We start from the raw sequence: 16,411 nt of genomic DNA, 5'->3' as shown, positions 1-16,411 counted from the left end.
GCCCCCCGAGGAGGACGCGCTGGTGCGCCGCTTCGGCTACCGCCCCCGGCTGGCCCGCAGCCTGGGCTGGGGGGAGTCGTTCGGGGTGGCGTTCTCGTTCATCTCGGTCACCACCGGCATCTTCACCACCTTCGGGTTCCTCCTCGCCACCGCCGGCCCCAGAGGCATCTGGACCTGGCCGCTCGCGGTCGCCGGCCAGACCCTGGTCGCCCTCGTCTACGGCACCCTCGCCGCCAGGGTGCCGCTGGCCGGCGGCCCCTACCAGTGGGCCGCCCGGCTCGCCGGCCCGCTGGTCGGCTGGTGGCTGGGGTGGCTGTCGCTTGCGTTCCTGGTGATCGTGACCGTGTCGGTCGACTACGCCCTGGTCCAGGCCGCCGTCTGGCCCCTCCTGGGCCTCACCCCAACCCCAGCAAGCCTCGCCATCGGCACCCTGGCCGTGCTCGCCACCCAGGCGACGCTTATCTGCTGGTCCACCCCGGCGACCGCCCGGCTGAACAACCTCGCCGTGCTGGCCGAGGTCGTCGGGCTGCTCCAGCTCACCATCGTCTTGGTCATCGCGGGGCGCATCGCCGGGATCGGCCGTTGGGCCAACCTGGCCAGCACCGGCGCGGTCCCGACGGCTGGGTGGTGGTCGTGGCTGGGGCCCGGGATGCTAGCCACCCTGCTCGGCGCCTGCACCATCGTCGGGTTCGAGGCATCGGCCACCCTCGCCGAAGAAACCCGGCAGCCCCGCCACGTGGTGCCCGGCGCCATGGTCCAAGCCGTCATCGCGTCCGGGGCGCTCGGGATGGTCTTCCTCGTCGCCCTGGCCCAGGCCATCCCCCACCCCGAGCGGCTCGACAACACCACCGCCCCGGTCGCGCTGATCCTCAAGGGCTTCCTCGGCGGTCGCATCGAGCTGTTCCTGGCCTTCATCTGCGTGGCGATCTACGCCTGCGGGACCGTCATCATGGCCACCGCCTCCCGCCTGGCCTGGGCCATGGCAAGAGACCGGCGCCTCCCCGCCCACCAGCTCCTGGCCCGCGTGCCCCGTGCCACCGGCGGGCCGCCAGGGGCAACCGTGCTGGCCGCCGGCGCCAGCGCCACCATCGTCGTGACCCTCGGCGGCAACCCGGATGCGCTGACCACCTTGTTCACCGCCTCCACCCTGCTGCCCGCGATCCTGTACGCGGGCACCGTCGGGCTCTATGCATGGACCACCCGACGTAGCACCCCACCCGCCGAGGACGGGTCGTTGCGGCTCGGCCGATGGGAGCGCCCGGTCGTGGCCGGCGCGCTGGCCTGGCTCGGCATCGAGCTGGTCGTGCTGCTCGCCCCCGCCCAGTTCCGCCCTGCCCAGGCCTACGCCCTGGGCGCGGTCGCCCTCGGCCTGGTCGTCTACACCCTCATGCGCGTCGCCGAGCCCGCCGCCATGACCAGCCAGCCTCGGCCGAGCCTGCCCGACCCCCAGCGGGACCCGGCCCCGGCCGGGGAGCAGCCGCTGTGGTGACGCGCGCTGCCTGGCTTCTGGCCCCGGGCGCGTTGAACGCGGCCGGCGTGGTCGCGGCCGGGCTCGTGGTCCTGCTCGGGCTGGGCCTGATCGTCGGGTTGCTGCTCATCGACTATCAGGACGAGTGCGCCCACCGGCGGCGGATGGCCCGAGCCCGGCGCCGGCGGCCTGGCTGACCCGGTCGACCACGGCAACATGCCCGAGCCCAGGGTCCGCGACGCTACAGGCTCGCCCGGAGAGGACGTCAAAGGTCCAGGGCGTAGGCGAGCAGGTCGATGCCGGGCGCGGGGGTGTGGTCCAGGGCGGGGGCGCGCCGCAACCCGGCCCGCTCGTACAGCCGGTGGGCGGCCGTCATCGTCGGCAGGGTGGAGAGCACGAACCGCCGGCAGCCGGCGGCGCGCGCCTCGGCCAGGGTGGCGCGCAGCAGCGCCTCCCCGACCCCGCGGCGGCGGGCGGCCCGGTCGACCCCGAGCATGCGCAGCTCGGCGTCGCCCGGGCCGGCCAGCTCGGCCCAGCGCCCGCCGCCGACCACCAGGGTCGCGGTGCCGAGCAGCCGCTCCTCGGGGTCGACGGCGACCAGGAGCCTGGCGTGCCTGGCCCGGCCGCCCGCGTCGGCCAGGTGCTGGGCATAGGTGGATCCGGGGGGCACGTCGGCGGCGTAGGCGGCCACGGTGAGCCGGCCGACGGCGTCCAGCTCCTCGGGGCGGGCGGGCCGGACGCGTACGGGGGGTGGCGGCGAGGCGGGCATGCACACTACCTACCACACTCGTCCGCGGCCGGCATCGGGGTTACGCCGGCCTGGCGAGGCGGCGAGCAGCAGTGCGGCATCGCGGTTACCCGGACCGGCGAGGCGGGCGAGGACAAGCTGTTCGCCGAGCTCGGCGTCGACCCGGGGCGGTTACCCCGGACCGGCGAGGCGGGCGAGCAGCAGCGCGCGGGCCTCGCCCGTCCGGCCCTCGCGGACCAGGTCGACGACCTCGTCGTCCAGGGCGGCCCGCCAGCGCTCGGCCCAGGCGGCGAAGCTCGGCCAGTGCGCGCGGGTGGCGGCGCGCACCTCGCCGATGAGGGCGACCGCCTCGCCGTACTCGGCGCCGTAGCGGCCGGCCAGCTCGCGGCGGATCCGGCTGGCCAGGGCGGGCGCCTTGCCGCCGGTGCCGACGGCCACGACCAGGTCGCCGCGGCGCAGCACGGCGGGGTGGGCGAAGTCGCAGTGGGCGGGGTCGTCGGCCGCGTTGACCAGCGTCCCCTCGCGCGCCCCCTCCGCGTGGATCTTGGCGTTGAGCTCGTGGTCGCCGGTGGCCGCCACGCACAGGAACGCGCCGGCCAGGTCGCCCTCCCGCCAGGGGCGGTGGTGCACGACGACCCGCCCGGGGTGGGCGGCGGCCAGCTCGTCCAGGCCGGCCTCGCGGCCGGGGGTGACGACGGTGACCAGCGCGCCCTGCTCGACCAGGGCCGCCGTCTTGGCCATGGTCTCGGGCCCGCCGCCCACCACCACGCAGCGGCGCCCCTCGATCTCGAGGAGCACCGGGTAGGTGAAGGGCATGGCCGGCTCCCCCGCTACGGCCCGTCGGTGAGGCCGCGGTGGCGCCGGATGGTGCGCTCGACCGCGCCGAAGCCGACCGCGTCCACGACGATGCCGATGGCCAGGATCACGAGCATGATGGCGATCACCCCCTTGGCGTCGGCGAACTCGCGCTCGTACTGCAGCCGCACCCCGAGCGACGGGCGGGCCGCGATGATCACCAGCAGCTCCCCGGCCATGAGGCTGCGCCAGGCGAACGCCCAGCCCTGCTTGAGCCCGGCCACGTACCCGGGCAGGGCGGCCGGCAGCAGCACGTGCCGGTAGAACGCGAACCCGCGCGCGCCGATGGCGCGGCCCGCCCGCAGCAGCAGCGTCGGGACGTGGTCGACGCCGCTGATCACCCCGTTGGCGATCGCGGGGGCGGCGCCGAGCACGACCACGAACAGGATCGCGCTCTCGTTGAGCTGGAACAGCAGGATGGCCAGCGGGAACCAGGCGATCGAGGGCATCGTCTGCAGGCCGGTGATGACCGAGGCGACCGCGGCGCGCAGCAGCCGCCGGCGGGCGACGAGCACCCCGACCACCGTGCCGATCGCGACCGCGAGCGTGTACCCGACCGCGGCGCGCCACAGGGTGATCCCGGTCGCCCGCACGAGCACGCCGTTGCCGAGGTCGTCCAGGAGCCGCGCGACGACCGGGCCGGGCGGGGGCAGCGCCCACTCGTCCTTCCACCCGGTCCAGACGACGAGCTGCCAGGCCGCGAACACGAGCGCGACCGCGGCGAGCTTGGGCCACAGCGCCGCGGCCACCTTGGCCAGGCGGCCTGGGGGCCCGGGCGCGCCCTGCTCGAGCGCGTCCAAGCCGGACAGGCCGGCGGTGGTGGAGGTGACGGCGGCGGCGTCGGTGGTGGTGGTGGCCGCCCCGGCCCGGTCACGCGCGGCGATGGCGGCGCACCTCCTCCCGCAGCCGGTCGGTGATGGCCGAGGCCAGCGCGGCCACCTCGGGCGTCTCGATGCGGCGGGGCCGGGGCACGTCGACGGGGAACTCGGCCGCCACCCGCCCGGGGCGGCTGGACAAGAGCACCACCCGGTCGCCCAGGCGGACCGCCTCGCGGACGTTGTGGGTGACGAACACCACGGTCAGGCTGGTGTCCTGCCAGAGCTGCTCGAGCTCGTCGTGGAGCAGGTCGCGGGTGATCGCGTCCAGCGCGCCGAACGGCTCGTCCATGAGCAGCACGTCGGCCTGCTGGGCCAGGGCGCGGGCGAGCGCGACCCGCTGGCGCATGCCGCCCGACAGCTCGTGCGGGCGCTTGGCGGCGAACTCGGCCAGCCCGACCTGGGCCAGCAGGCCGGCCGCGAGCCGCCGCCGCTCGGCCCGGGGCACCCGTCGCAGGCGCAGCGGCAGCTCCACGTTGCGGGCAGCGGTCAGCCACGGGAACAGGGCCGCGTCCTGGAACAGCAGGGCGGTCGCCCGCCCGCCGGTGGTGACGGTCCCCGCCGTCGGGCGGTCCAGCCCGGCGACCAGGTTGAGCAGGGTGCTCTTGCCACAGCCGGAGGCGCCGACCAGGCAGACGAGCTCGCCGGGCCGGATGGCCAGCGACACCCCGTCCAGGGCCAGCACGGCGCCGTCGCCGTGGCCGTAGCGCTTGGACACCCCGTCCAGGGCGACGGCCGGCGGCGCGCCGCCGGCCGCCAGGGCGGGCCGGATCGCCTCGCGGGCGCGCACTGCCATCAGGTCGCCACCTGGGGCTGGCCCCGCGCGGCGAGCACGTGGTTGAGCGGGCCGAGGTCGTAGATCCCGTCCAGCTCGACCGGCTTGAGCAGGCCGAGCTGCTGGGCGTTGGCGGCGGAGGTCTTGAGCGACGAGGCGACCGGGTCGTCGGTGAAGGTCAGCCGCTTCCACGCAGCCGCGACCACCGCGGGCTTCAGGGACTTGCCGGTGACCTTCTCGATCTGGGCGTTGGCGAGCTGCTGGGCCCTGGCCGGGTCGCGGTTGACCAGCTCGTTGGCCTCGACCTGCCCGGCCAGGAGCTTCTCGACCAGGTCGGGGTGGTCGGTGAGGAACTCGGTGCGCACGACCAGATGGGTGGTGACGAACCGGCCGCCCGGCCAGAGGCTCGCCTCGTCCACCAGGACCTTGCCGCCGCCCTCGCGCTCGAGCCGGGTCGCCCACGGCTCTGGTACCCAGGCGCCGTCGATCTTGCCACCCTTGAACAGGTCGAGGGTCTGCGCGTTCTCCTGGTTGACGACCTGCACGTCGCCGCCGCCCTCGGTGTCGGTCTTGAGCCCCTGCCTGCTGAGCCAGCTGCGCAGGGCGACGTCCTGGGTGTTGCCGAGCTGCGGCGAGGCGATCTTCTTGCCGCGCAGGCCCTGGGCGCCGGTGATGCCGGGCCGCACGATCAGCAGGGCCCCGCCCGAGGTGGCCCCCGAGACGATTCGGACCGCCTTGCCGCCCGACTTGGCGTACGCGTTGATGGCCGGGTTGGGGCCGATGTAGGTGGCGTCGATCGCGCCCGAGAACAGCGCCTCCACCGCGGCCGGGCCGGCGTTGAACGAGCGGGTCTCGAGCTTGGTTCCTGCCCCGAGGTTGCGCTGGAAGACGCCCTCCTGGATGCCGACCAGGGCGGTGGCGTGGGTCAGGTTCGGGAAGTACCCGAGCCGCAGGGCAGCGGGCCGGCCGCCGCTGTCCGACGAGCCCGACGACCCGCTCGAGCAGGCGCCGACGACCAGCGCGAGCGCGAGCGCGGCGGCGGCCGCGGGCAGCCGGCGGAGGGCCCGCAAGGGCCGGGAACGCACCTCAGGGGGACGTGAAGCCAGGATCGGGCCGCGCGGCCCGACGGTGGTGTGGTTCGCCATGTGGCAGCTCCTCTCGACGCGCTTCGGGTACTAGATCGGGCCCGAGCGGTCGGGAGGTGAGCGCACTACGGTGCGCGACGTGACCGTCGGGCCTGACGACACGCACAGCAGACGACGCGCCCGTGGTCGAGCGCGCGGTTGCGGGTGAGCAGGACGGCGGTCATGGGAAAGACGGTGCCGGATGCGCCCGTACCTGTCAAGGAACCCGGACCGCGGAGGGGCGGGGCAGCAAGGTCAGCAGGGGCTTGGAGGCACGGTCAGGCGAGCCGCCAGCAGCCCGGCTCGTGAGGCGGCTCGACCCGCCCGACGCTCTGCAGGAACGCCTCCACGACCTGGGGGCCGGCGAACTGGAAGGTCTGCCGGTAGCTGCGCTGCTGCTCCTCGAGCCCGTCGGGCTGGGCCGCCACCCACTCGGCGAACGACCCGTGCTCGTCGGCCAGGGCCAGCACCGTCCTGGCGTTCTCGATGGTGGCCAGCACCTTGGCCCGGTTGCGCACGATGCCGGGGTCGCGCAGGACGGCGCTGACGTCCCTGGCGGTGAAGGCGGCGACGATCTTGGGCTCGAAGTCGTGGAAGGCGCGCCGGAAGCCGTCACGCTTGGCAAGCACGGTCCGCCAGGAGAGGCCGGCCTGGAAGACCTCGAGCGTGAGCCGCTCGAACCAGCCCGCCTCCCCGAGGGGCGGTTCACCCCACTCGGCGTCGTGGTAGGCGGCAAGGATGGGATCGGTGGCGGCCCAGCGGCAGCGGGTCTTGCCATCCAGAGCAGGGAGCACCATGCACGACCTCCGTGGTGCGCGGCAGCGCAAGCTCACTCGGCCGCCTGTGGGCGGCCCGGAAAAGCGTAACTCGTCTCCACGCCGACTCCCCAATTCGCCGTCCACAGCGCCCGGAAACATCGCAGTTGTCCGAAGTTTCAGGCCTCGGGTCACCGCCGCTCGCGGCAGGCCACCTGCCAGCAGTGGGCCGTTGCCGGGGCGCGGGGCCTGGCCGGCCCGACCGGGGCCGCTTCGGGATGGGTGCTGCCTCCCGGGACCCGGGGCGGGGGCGGGCGGCCGGCTCAGGGGCGGACGCCGGCCGCCCAGCCGGCGGCCAGGGCGATCACCCCGGCCTGCAGCAGGCGGTAGGCGACCCGGCGCTGGGCCTCGCCGCCTGGGACACCCGCGAGCAGCGCGGCCACCCCGAACATCGCGGCCAGGACCGACCCGGCGGCCACGACCCGGCGGTCCCCGGCCGCGAGCCCGCTGCCGAGCGCCATCGCAAGCGCGCCCGTGTAGCTCACGGCGGTGAGCAGGCTGGCCCGGCGCACGCCGAGCCGGGTGGCCAGGCCCCGCATCCCGGCGGCCCGGTCGGTCTCCACGTCGGGCAGGGAGTCGGCCAGGTGGACCGCGATCGCGGCCAGGGCGCCGATCGGCCAGGCCCACCAGAGCACCGCCGGGAAGCGCCCGGCCGCACCGTAGCCGAACAGCGGCACCAGCGGCAGCGCCACCGCGAACGGCAGCACGCTCGCCACCGTCCCCTTCAGGCGCAGGTCGTAGGCCCAGGCACAGGCCAGGCCGGCCACCGCGAGCGCGAACGTGGCCGGGTTCAGCGCCAGCCCGAAGGCCAGCGACGCGAGCCCGGCGGCCACCGCCAGCAGCGCGACCGTCCGGCGGGAGATCGCCCCGGCCGGAATGGGCTTGTCCCGCCCGGCGGCCGCGTCGACCGGGGCGTCCACCGCGTCGTTGAGCGCGCCGGCGCTGTACTGGTTGCCGGCCAGCAGCCCGGCGAGCAGGGCGAGCCGTCCCGGGTCAGGGTCGTCCCTGGCTGCCACCACCCCGAAGACCAGCCCGACGGCGATGACGGTGAACCCGGGCCCGGCGTGCAGCAGCGCGAGGTGGGTGGCGGGGTGCCAGGGGCCGCGGACGACCCGGCCGGCTACCGCAGCTGGCCGTGCTCCGGGCCCGGGGTGGCGTCGGGCACCGGGCCCGGGGTCGCGTCGGGTACCGCGTCCGGGGTCGCGTCGGGCACCGGTTTGGTCACGATCTGCAGGCGCGGGCGGGCCGAGCGGGTCAGCTCCGGGTCCCAGCCCGCGGGCACGGTCGGCTTGCCCTGTCCCTGCCCCATGCCCTGCCCGCCGCATGCGCAGCCCGACGCCGGCTTCAGCGCGCCGCAGCGCTCGCAGCGGACCAAGCCGCTCTCCCCGACCTCGGTCACGCCGCCCTCCTGGTCCGTCCATTGCCTGCCTCCCAGGGTAGCGCGGCCCCGCCGCGGCCCGCAGGCGTGCACCGTACCCCGATCCACGCTGTAGCATGACGCGCGGGTCGCCGCCGTGGCCAAACCCCAGACTGTTGCGGACTCGACCGGGAGCTGCCCGTGGGCGGAAGCGCTCTGCTCTACCGGCTGTACGAGCGCCGGCTGGCCGCCGACCTCCGCCGCCGGGGAGGGACCCCGCGGCACGTCGGCGTCATCCTCGACGGCAACCGGCGCTGGGCCCGCGAGCTGGGCATGGACACCTCGATGGGGCACCGCCGTGGCGCCGCCCAGATCGACCATCTGCTCGCCTGGGCCGCCGAGCTGGACATCCCGGTGGTGACCCTGTGGCTGCTGTCGACCGAGAACCTGCTCGGCCGCCACCCCGACGAGCTGGCCGAGCTGCTCGGCATCATCGAGGAGAAGGTGACCCAGCTCGCCCGCGACGCCGCCCCGGACGGCTACCGCATCGTGCCGGTCGGCCAGCTCGACGCACTGCCCGAGCAGACCCGGGAGCGGCTGCTGGCGGCCGAGGAGGTGTCGCGGTCCCACACCGGCGGGGTCCTGCACGTCGCGGTCGGCTACGGCGGGCGTGAGGAGATCGCCGAGGCCGTGCAGCGCCTGCTCGCCGAGTACGCCGACAAGGGGCTGGACCTGGCCGGCGCGGCCGAGCGGGTGTCGCCGGACGAGATCGCCCGCCACCTGTACACCGCGGGCATGCCCGACCCGGACCTCGTCATCCGCACCTCCGGGGAGGTGCGCCTGTCCGGGTTCCTGCTGTGGCAGTCGGCCCATGCGGAGTACTACTTTGCCGACACGTACTGGCCCGACTTCCGTAAGGTCGACTTCCTGCGGGCGCTGCGGTCGTACGCCCAGCGGCAGCGGCGCTTCGGGAGGTAGAGCGGTGGCACGCAAGGATCGGGCGGCGGCGCGGCGCAGGCACGCCGTGGAGCGGGCCCGGCGGGAGTCGGGCTGGGAGCCGAGCTCCAAGCCCGAGGACGAGCGGCCCCCGGGCTCCCCGGGCCGTTCGCGGCCGGGGGGGTCGCGCCCGGGCGGCCGGCCGCCGGCGTCGCCGCTGAAGAAGATGGAGGTCGGCGACGTCGACCGGCGCGGGCGGGTGTTCGAGCGCCCGATGCGGCTCCACCCCAAGGTGAGCCTGCGCATCTACCTGGCCGTGTTCGCCGTGGCCGTGCTCAGCCTGTTCCGGCCCGAGCTGCGCCCGCTGAGCTACTTCGCGTTCTCGGTCGGGATGCTGGTCATCGCCGACGGGCAGCCGACCCGCAAGTGGGCGCTGTTCTTCGTGATCCTGGCCGGGTTCCTGTTCGCGGCCGGGATCGTGCTCACCGTGGCCCAGGTCACCGGCCGCGTCAGTGGCTGACCCAGCGTCGTTCCCGCGGCGGTACGCCCGCACCCGGCGCTACACGCTCGGGCGGCCGCGCGGCTTCACCGTCGCCGCCGACGGCGCCCGGGTCGCCTTCCTGCGCTCGGCCGCCGGGGACGACCCGGTGAACCGCTTGTACGTCCTGGACGTGGCCTCGGGCACCGAGCGGCTCGCCGCCGACCCGGCCGCCCTGCTGGGGACCGCGGCCGAGGACCTGCCAGCGGCCGAGCGGGCCCGGCGCGAGCGCAGCCGCGAGCGGGCGGCCGGCGTCGTCGCCTACGCGGCCGACACCGACCTCCGGGTGGCCGCGTTCGCCCTGGCCGGCCGGTTGTTCGTGGCCGACCTGACCGGCAGCGGCGCCCTGACCGGCAGCAACAGCGTACGGGAGCTGGCCGCGGCCAGGCCGGTGCTCGACCCGCGGCCCGACCCGACCGGCCGCCGGGTCGCCTACGTGGCCGGCGGCGCCGTGCACGTGGCCGAGCTGGACGGGGGCGACGTCCGGGTGGCCGGCGAGTCCGACCCGGACGTGACCTGGGGGCTGGCCGAGTTCATCGCCGCCGAGGAGATGGGCCGCCACCGCGGCTACTGGTGGTCGCCGGACGGGGAGCGCCTGGCCGTGGCGCGGGTGGACAACGGCCCGGTGCAGCGCTGGTGGCTGGCCGACCCGGCCAGCCCGGGGATCGCGCCCGCCCGGCTCGCCTACCCGGCCGCGGGCACGGCCAACGCCGACGTGCGGCTCGCCGTGGTCGACCTGGCCGGCGGGCGGGTCGAGGTGGCCTGGGACCGGGCCGCGTTCCCCTACCTGGTGGAGGTCGGCTGGGGCGGCGACGGGCCGCTCACGCTGCTGGTCCAGTCGCGCGACCAGACCCGGATGCGGGTGCTGGCCACCGACCCGGGGTCGGGCGCGACCAGCTGCGTGCGGGAGGACACCGACCCCGCTTGGCTCGAGATCGTGCCCGGGGTACCGGCCTGGCTGCCCGGCGGCAGGCTGGTGTGGACCATGGACGACCGTGCCAGCGACACCCGCCGGCTCGTCGTCGACGGCGAGCCCGCGACCCCGCCCGGGTTGCAGGTGCGGGCGGTGCTGGGCACGCGGGGCGACGCCGTGCTCGTGGCCGCCTCCGAGGAGCCGGTCGAGCAGCACGTCTGGGAGGTCGCGCCCGGCCGCTCCCCGGTCCGGTTGAGCAGCGGCGCCGGGGTGCACACGGCGGTCGCGGGCGGACCGGTGACGGTGCTGTCGTCGGCGAGCCTGGACGACGACGGCACGACGACGACCGTGCTCGCGCCGGGCCGGCCGGCCGCGACGGTCGCCTCGCTGGCCGAGCGGCCGGCGCTCACCCCCCGGGTGACCCTGCTGCGGGCCGGCCGGCGGGCGCTGCGGACCGCGCTGCTGCTGCCCTCGGAGCCGGGCGACGGTCCCCTGCCGGTCCTGCTCGACCCGTACGGCGGGCCGCACCAGCAGCGGGTGGAGGCGGCTCGGGGCGCGTTCCTGGTCTCGCAGTGGTTCGCCGACCAGGGCTTCGCCGTGGTGGTGGTGGACGGCCGGGGCACGCCCGGGCGGGGCCCGGCGTGGGAGCGTGCCGTCCACCGCGACCTGGCCGGCCCGGTCCTGGACGACCAGGTCGACGCGCTGCACGCGGTGGCGGCGTCGGAGGGGCGGCTGGACCTGGGCCGGGTCGCGATCCGCGGCTGGTCGTTCGGCGGCTGGCTCGCGGCCCTGGCCGTGCTGCGGCGCCCGGACGTGTTCCACGCGGCCGTGGCTGGCGCGCCAGTCACCGACCAGCGCCTGTACGACACCCACTACACCGAGCGCTACCTCGGCCACCCGGCCGCCGAGCCCGAGGCCTACCAGCGCAACTCGCTGCTCGGTGACGCGGCCGGGCTCGAGCGGCCCCTGCTGCTGGTGCACGGCCTGGCCGACGACAACGTGCTCGCCGCGCACACCCTGCGCCTGTCGGCCGCGCTGCTGGCCGCTGGCCGCCCCCACACCGTGCTGCCGCTCACCGGGGTGACCCACCTGGCGTCGCAGGAGGTTGTGGCCGAGAACCTGCTCCACTTCCAGCTGTCGTTCCTGCGCGCCGCGCTCGGCCTGCCGCCCGGTCCGGGCCGGCGCTGACCGCTCGGCCCGCCGCCGGGTCCGCCTTGTCAGGACAGTGACTTGGCCATGCAGACGCTGCCGACCTTCAGGGCCGCGCAACAAGGTGGTCTCGCCGCGAGGAGCTTCCGCCTTCTTGCGCGGCGGGCCCGGAGCGGCCTGCTTGAGGTTCTGCGCGCCCCCGGGCAGCCACGACCCGGCCAGCTCGGCAATGATGGCGGTTTCCGGCCCGGGCATTTCGAATGTGACAATTCCGGTCAAGGGCCCTGGCACAATTCGGACCGCGCCTGGATAGTGGCTGGGAACCGCGAGGGACACCAACGGGTTACAACGGGGGATGGCCGTCATCGCCGAGATCCTCGGCAACCGGTACGAGGTCGGCCGCCTGCTGGGGGCAGGGGGCATGGCCGACGTGCACGAGGGCGTCGACCGGGTGCTCGGCCGCCGGGTGGCGATCAAGATCCCCCACCCCCAGCTCGCCCGCGACCCGCTGTTCATGGCCCGCTTCAAGCGCGAGGCGACCCTGGCCGCCAGCCTCACCCACCCGGGCGTCGTGGCGGTGTACGACACCGGGCAGGACGGCGACACGAGCTTCATCGTCATGGAGTACGTGGAGGGGGCCACGCTGGCCGCGCTGCTGCGCGCCGAAGGGCCCCTCCGGCCCGTCCGCGCCGCCGAGCTGGTCGCCGAGGTCTGCGGTGCGCTCGGGGCCGCGCACGCCAAGGGGCTCATCCACCGCGACATCAAGCCGGGCAACATCATGTGCACCCGGGAAGGCCGGATGAAGGTGATGGACTTCGGCGTCGCGCGGATGCTCGCCTCCTCGATGACGCTCACCGAGAGCGCCGGCATCGTGGGCACGGCCAAGTACATGTCGCCCGAGCAGGCCCAGGGCGTGCCGGTGGATGCCCGCTCGGACCTGTACTCCCTCGGGGTGGTGCTGTACGAGTGTCTCGGCGGCCAGCCGCCGTTCGACGGCGACAGCCCGGTCGTGGTGGCCAGCCGGCACGTCTGGGCCACCCCCGTCCCCCTGCGCGAGCTGCAGCCCGACGTGCCGCCCGCGCTCGAGGCGGTCACCTACCGGGCGATGGCCAAGGACCCCGAGGACCGCTACCAGACCGCCGCCGACTTGGCCGAGGACCTCGAGCGGGCCCGGTCCGGGGGGACGGTCGCCCCGCCGCCGCCGTTCGGCGTGGTGCCCGAGCCGGGCACGGCCGCGGCGGTCCTCGCCGGCCGCCGGGCCGGCGTGCTCGACGCCGGGTCGGGCCCGGTCCCGGTCGTGCCGGGCGGTGACCCGACCGACCCGGGGCTGGCTGCCGACAGCGGCCGGGAGCTGGTGCCCGCCCGCGGGTACGCCCAGGAGCAGCCGGCCCGCCGGCGCACCCGGCGCTGGCCGGTCGCCCTGCTCACCTTGACGCTGCTCGCCGGGGCGGCCGTGTTCGTGGTCAAGGGCCCGCTCGCCAACAGCTACTCCAACCCCACCTCGCCGACGAGTGGCGCGGTGACCACCGTGCCCGGCGACGGGCAGGTGCCGGGCGTCGGCCCCGTCGTGCTGCCCGAGGGCTCCACCACGACCAGCTCGACCGTGGCGCCGCGCCAGCCCGTGCCCGACGTGGTGGGCCGGCTCGAGCTCGACGCGAAGGTGGCCCTGCGGGCCGCCGGGTACGTCGGCAGCGTGGTCCAGCGCCGCTACTCGACCCGGCCGGCCGGGACGGTGGTCAGCCAGTCCCCGGGCGCCGGTTCCCGGCCGGAGGGCAGCAGGGTGCGGCTGGTGGTGTCGGCTGGCCCGCGCCCGACCACCTCGACCGTGCCGGGGACCAGCGTCCCCCCGGCCACGACCACGATCACCACGACCACGACGACCACGACGACCACCACGACCACCATCGCGCCGCTGACGACCTGAACAGCACGGCCGCGAAGTAGACCTCCTTCAGGGACGGCGCGAGCTGCTGGAAGCGCTGGTTGAACGGGGCCATGAGCAGGAACCCGAGCAGCACCTGGACACCGGGCATGAACACCCGCAGCTCGTTCAGCAGCTCCAGCAGCTCGCGGTCGAGTCGCTCGTTCTGCGCCTCCTGCGTGCTCATGGACGGTTCCCTTCGGGCCCGTGCTTTGGCAGGTCGAGCAAAGCTGCTTACCCGCGTTCCACCGTCCGGACACACCGGGTTCAGGCTCGTTGGCGCTCCGGTCACCAGAGGCGCTCGCCGAAGCGGTCGTCGCGCCAGGCCAGCGCGGCCTTCAGGCCCTGCTCGCGCACGACCCGGTCGAACTCCCGCTGCTCGGGGGTGTCGGCCGCGTTGAGTTGCGCGGACAGGTCGAGGTTGGCCTCGACCGCGTCGAGCAGCCCCATGGCCTGGACGGCCCGCCGCAGGGCGAGCTTGGTCGGGGCCATGACCGCCGGTGGGACCATGGCCAGCTTGCGGGCCAGCGCCTCGACCGCCGCGTCCAGCCCGTCGGCCGCCACCACCTGGTTCACCAGCCCCATCGCCTGGGCGGTGCGGGCGTCGACCAGGTCGCCGGTGAGCAGCAGCCAGCTCGCCGCCTTGGGCCCGGCGGTGTGGGGCAGCAGCAGCGTGACCGGCCCCGACCCGTAGCGGATCTCCGGCTCGCCGAAGCGAGCATCCTCGGTGGCCACGATCAGGTCGCAGGCCAGGGCCACCTCGAGGGCGCCGGCGATGCAGTGGCCGCGGACCGCCGCGACGGTCGGCTTCGAGCATGCCCAGACCGCCATCGTCATGGCCACGTCCTCGGCCAGCGCCTGGCGCCAGGCGGCCACAGACGACAGGTCGGAGCCGGCTTCCTCGGTCAGGTCGTAGCCGGCGCTGAACGCCCGTCCGGCGCCGGTCAGGACCACCACCCGGACCGACTCGTCGACGTCGGCGGCCTGGATGGCCTGGTGGAGCGCGGCCACCGTCGGGTGGTCGAGCGCGTTCAGCTTCTCGGGCCGGTTCAGGGTCAGCACCCGCACCGGCCCGCGGTCCTCGGTCAGCAGCGTCTCGCCCATGCCGTTCCTCCTGTGTGTGGGTGTGGCGGACCCCCTGTCGCGTGGGTGTGGCGGACCCTGCGCGTGGCCGGGGCCGGTCCCGCCCGGTCTGCACCGGGAGCGGCGGTGGCAGGGAGCATGGCCCGCGGGGCGGCTGTGCGCGGCGCTCCCTGCCGGTGCCCGCCCGTGACGCCCTCCACCTCGGCCGAGGTGGAGGGCGTCACGGGCGGGGCCCGAGCACGACCAGGGCGTCGACCGCTGCGGCGCCGTCGGCCGTGGCGACCAGCGGGTTGACCTCGGCCTCGAGCACGCGGGGGTGGCGCTCCAGCAGGGCCGACAGGGCGGCCAGGGCGCGCGCGAGCGGGTCGAGCGCGACCGGGGCGCGGCCTCGCGCGCCGGCCAGGACCGCCGCGCCCCTGAGCTCGCCGAGCATCGCCAGCGCGTCGGCCGGGCCGGCCGGGGCGACCCGCAGGGCGACGTCGCCCAGGGCCTCGGTGAGCACCCCGCCCAGGCCGACCGTGACCACCGGGCCGAACTGCGGGTCGCGGTAGGCGCCGGCGAGCAGCTCCACACCGGTCAGGTGGCGCTGCACCAGGGTGCCCCGGGCGGCCAGGTCGGGCCGGCGCTCGCGCACCGCGGCGAGCACCGCGTCGTGGGCGGCGCCCGCCTGGGCCGCGGTCACGCCGACGCGCACCCCGCCCACCTCGGTCTTGTGGGCGAGCCCCGGGACCACCGCCTTCACCACGACGAGACCGACGAGCCGGCCGGCCGCCGCCTCGGCCTCCGCCCGGCTTCGCGCCAGCACGCCGGCCTCGACCGGTACCCCAGCTGCGGCCAGCAGCGCGCCCGCGTCCACCTCGTCGAGCAGGCCGGCGGGATACTTGGCCAGCAGCGCCCGGACCGCCGGCTCAGGCGACGGGGAAGCCGACTGCTCAGCTACCCGGAGTCCCCGGTCGATGTGGAGCGAGCTCGCTCTCCCCGTAGCTCCCCAGGAGCGCCTGTGCCATGGTCGGGGTGAGCGGTCGGCTTCCTCGCCGCCCGCGCCCTCGGGGTGCTCGCCACCTGCGCCCTCGGCGCCCTCGGCGCCCGCGCCCTCGGCGCCCGCGCTGCCCGCGCCGCCCGCGCCACGCTCGGTGCGCTCGCGAGCTGCCGCGCCGGTGGCGCGGCCGGCCAGGCCCGCCAGCGCGCGGGCGGCGGCCCGGGCGCCGCGGAGCAGCGGCACGCCCGCCTGGGCGGCGGCCGCCTCGGCGGCCGGGTCGGCGTCGCCGGCGGCCACGAACGAGACCAGGGCGGTGGGCACCCCGGAGTCCCGGGCGGCGCGGCAGGCGGCGCCCGCCGCGGCCGCGGCGAACGCGCGCTCCTCGGCCCCCACACCGGCCTGCTGGTCGACGCCGAGCACGAGCAGGTCGGGATGGTCGGCGGCCGCGGCGGCCAGCCCGGCCGGGAACACCTGGTCCGGGTCGCCCGTGCCCCATAGGTCGAGGGGGTTGGCCGGGTGGGCGGCTGGTACCGCCACGGCCAGGGTGGCGCGCAGGGCCGGCGACGGCTCGGGCAGCTCGAGCCCGGCCTCGTCGAGCAGGTCGGCGAGCAGGCTGCCCTCCCCGCCCGAGTTGGTGACCACGAACGTCCGCCGCCCGGCCGGGCGCAGGCCGGCCCCGGCCGCGACCACGAACTCGACCAGCTCGTCCAGGTCGGCCGCGCGGTGCACGCCGAGCTGGCGGAACAGCGCGTCCACGACGCGGTCCTCGCCGGCCAGGGCGCCGGTGTGGGCGACCACGCCGGCTCGGCCGGCCCGGCTCCGGCCGACCTTGACTGCGGCCACGGGCACACCCGCCTCGGCCGCGCGGCGGGCCA

The 16,411-nt window shown here is 76.1% G+C and carries 17 protein-coding genes; 6 read left to right on the top strand and 11 right to left on the bottom strand.

The window, feature by feature from the left end; genetic code table 11:
- Positions 1-1,489 (top strand): amino acid permease (locus tag VG276_20700; protein ID HEV8651746.1); only part of this gene is annotated, 1,489 nt, incomplete at its 5' end.
- On the top strand, positions 1,486-1,665 hold the full coding sequence (locus tag VG276_20695) for a hypothetical protein (GenBank protein ID HEV8651745.1): 180 nt from the start codon (positions 1,486-1,488) through the stop codon (positions 1,663-1,665). The genes VG276_20700 and VG276_20695, both read left to right, overlap by 4 nt.
- A 68-nt stretch (positions 1,666-1,733) precedes the next feature.
- On the opposite strand, the gene VG276_20690 is transcribed toward VG276_20695, so the two are convergent.
- The 8 genes from VG276_20690 to VG276_20655 all read right to left on the bottom strand — a co-directional run bounded on the left by VG276_20690 (position 1,734) and on the right by VG276_20655 (position 8,059).
- Positions 1,734-2,237 (bottom strand): GNAT family N-acetyltransferase, encoded by a 504-nt coding sequence (locus VG276_20690; protein ID HEV8651744.1) that lies wholly within the window; start codon positions 2,235-2,237, stop codon positions 1,734-1,736.
- Between the two features lie 150 nt (positions 2,238-2,387).
- A complete protein-coding gene (locus VG276_20685; protein ID HEV8651743.1) occupies positions 2,388-3,032 on the bottom strand; it encodes a bifunctional precorrin-2 dehydrogenase/sirohydrochlorin ferrochelatase in 645 nt (214 codons plus the stop codon).
- Between the two features lie 14 nt (positions 3,033-3,046).
- On the bottom strand, positions 3,047-3,871 hold the full coding sequence (locus tag VG276_20680) for an ABC transporter permease (protein ID HEV8651742.1): 825 nt from the start codon (positions 3,869-3,871) through the stop codon (positions 3,047-3,049).
- Positions 3,872-3,941: 70 nt separating this feature from the next.
- Positions 3,942-4,742, bottom strand: coding sequence for an ABC transporter ATP-binding protein (locus VG276_20675; GenBank protein HEV8651741.1), 801 nt, complete (start codon positions 4,740-4,742; stop codon positions 3,942-3,944).
- Positions 4,742-5,866, bottom strand: a complete 1,125-nt coding sequence (locus VG276_20670) for an ABC transporter substrate-binding protein (protein HEV8651740.1) — start codon at positions 5,864-5,866, stop codon at positions 4,742-4,744. The genes VG276_20675 and VG276_20670 overlap by 1 nt, the downstream gene beginning before the upstream one ends.
- 257 nt (positions 5,867-6,123) lie before the next feature.
- Positions 6,124-6,642, bottom strand: coding sequence for a DNA-3-methyladenine glycosylase I (locus tag VG276_20665; GenBank protein ID HEV8651739.1), 519 nt, complete (start codon positions 6,640-6,642; stop codon positions 6,124-6,126).
- Positions 6,643-6,923: 281 nt separating this feature from the next.
- Complete coding sequence (locus tag VG276_20660; protein ID HEV8651738.1) at positions 6,924-7,679, bottom strand: UbiA family prenyltransferase; 756 nt, start codon at positions 7,677-7,679, stop codon at positions 6,924-6,926.
- A 101-nt stretch (positions 7,680-7,780) separates the two neighbouring features.
- Positions 7,781-8,059, bottom strand: coding sequence for a hypothetical protein (locus VG276_20655; GenBank protein HEV8651737.1), 279 nt, complete (start codon positions 8,057-8,059; stop codon positions 7,781-7,783).
- Positions 8,060-8,218: 159 nt separating this feature from the next.
- Here VG276_20655 and uppS point away from each other — a divergent pair, with 159 nt between their 5' ends.
- The 4 genes from uppS to VG276_20635 all read left to right on the top strand — a co-directional run bounded on the left by uppS (position 8,219) and on the right by VG276_20635 (position 13,477).
- Positions 8,219-8,995, top strand: coding sequence for a polyprenyl diphosphate synthase (uppS, locus tag VG276_20650; GenBank protein ID HEV8651736.1), 777 nt, complete (start codon positions 8,219-8,221; stop codon positions 8,993-8,995).
- A gap of 4 nt (positions 8,996-8,999) precedes the next feature.
- On the top strand, positions 9,000-9,473 hold the full coding sequence (locus VG276_20645) for a hypothetical protein (GenBank protein HEV8651735.1): 474 nt from the start codon (positions 9,000-9,002) through the stop codon (positions 9,471-9,473).
- A complete protein-coding gene (locus tag VG276_20640; protein HEV8651734.1) occupies positions 9,466-11,592 on the top strand; it encodes a prolyl oligopeptidase family serine peptidase in 2,127 nt (708 codons plus the stop codon). The genes VG276_20645 and VG276_20640 overlap by 8 nt, the downstream gene beginning before the upstream one ends.
- 316 nt (positions 11,593-11,908) lie before the next feature.
- Positions 11,909-13,477: a protein kinase gene (locus tag VG276_20635; GenBank protein ID HEV8651733.1), complete on the top strand. Its 1,569-nt coding sequence runs from the start codon at positions 11,909-11,911 to the stop codon at positions 13,475-13,477.
- Here VG276_20635 and VG276_20630 read toward each other — a convergent pair.
- From VG276_20630 to VG276_20620, 3 genes are all read right to left on the bottom strand, one after another.
- A complete protein-coding gene (locus tag VG276_20630) occupies positions 13,416-13,661 on the bottom strand; it encodes a DUF6328 family protein (GenBank protein HEV8651732.1) in 246 nt (81 codons plus the stop codon). The two genes, VG276_20635 and VG276_20630, sit on opposite strands and share 62 nt — an antisense overlap.
- A 101-nt stretch (positions 13,662-13,762) precedes the next feature.
- Positions 13,763-14,578: an enoyl-CoA hydratase/isomerase family protein gene (locus VG276_20625; protein ID HEV8651731.1), complete on the bottom strand. Its 816-nt coding sequence runs from the start codon at positions 14,576-14,578 to the stop codon at positions 13,763-13,765.
- Positions 14,579-14,777: 199 nt separating this feature from the next.
- Positions 14,778-16,411 (bottom strand): acetate--CoA ligase family protein (locus VG276_20620; protein ID HEV8651730.1); only part of this gene is annotated, 1,634 nt, incomplete at its 5' end.

The organism is Actinomycetes bacterium (assembly GCA_036000965.1).
GTDB lineage: Bacteria > Actinomycetota > CALGFH01 > CALGFH01 > CALGFH01 > DASYUT01.
This window is presented reverse-complemented; position numbering and strand designations above follow the sequence as displayed.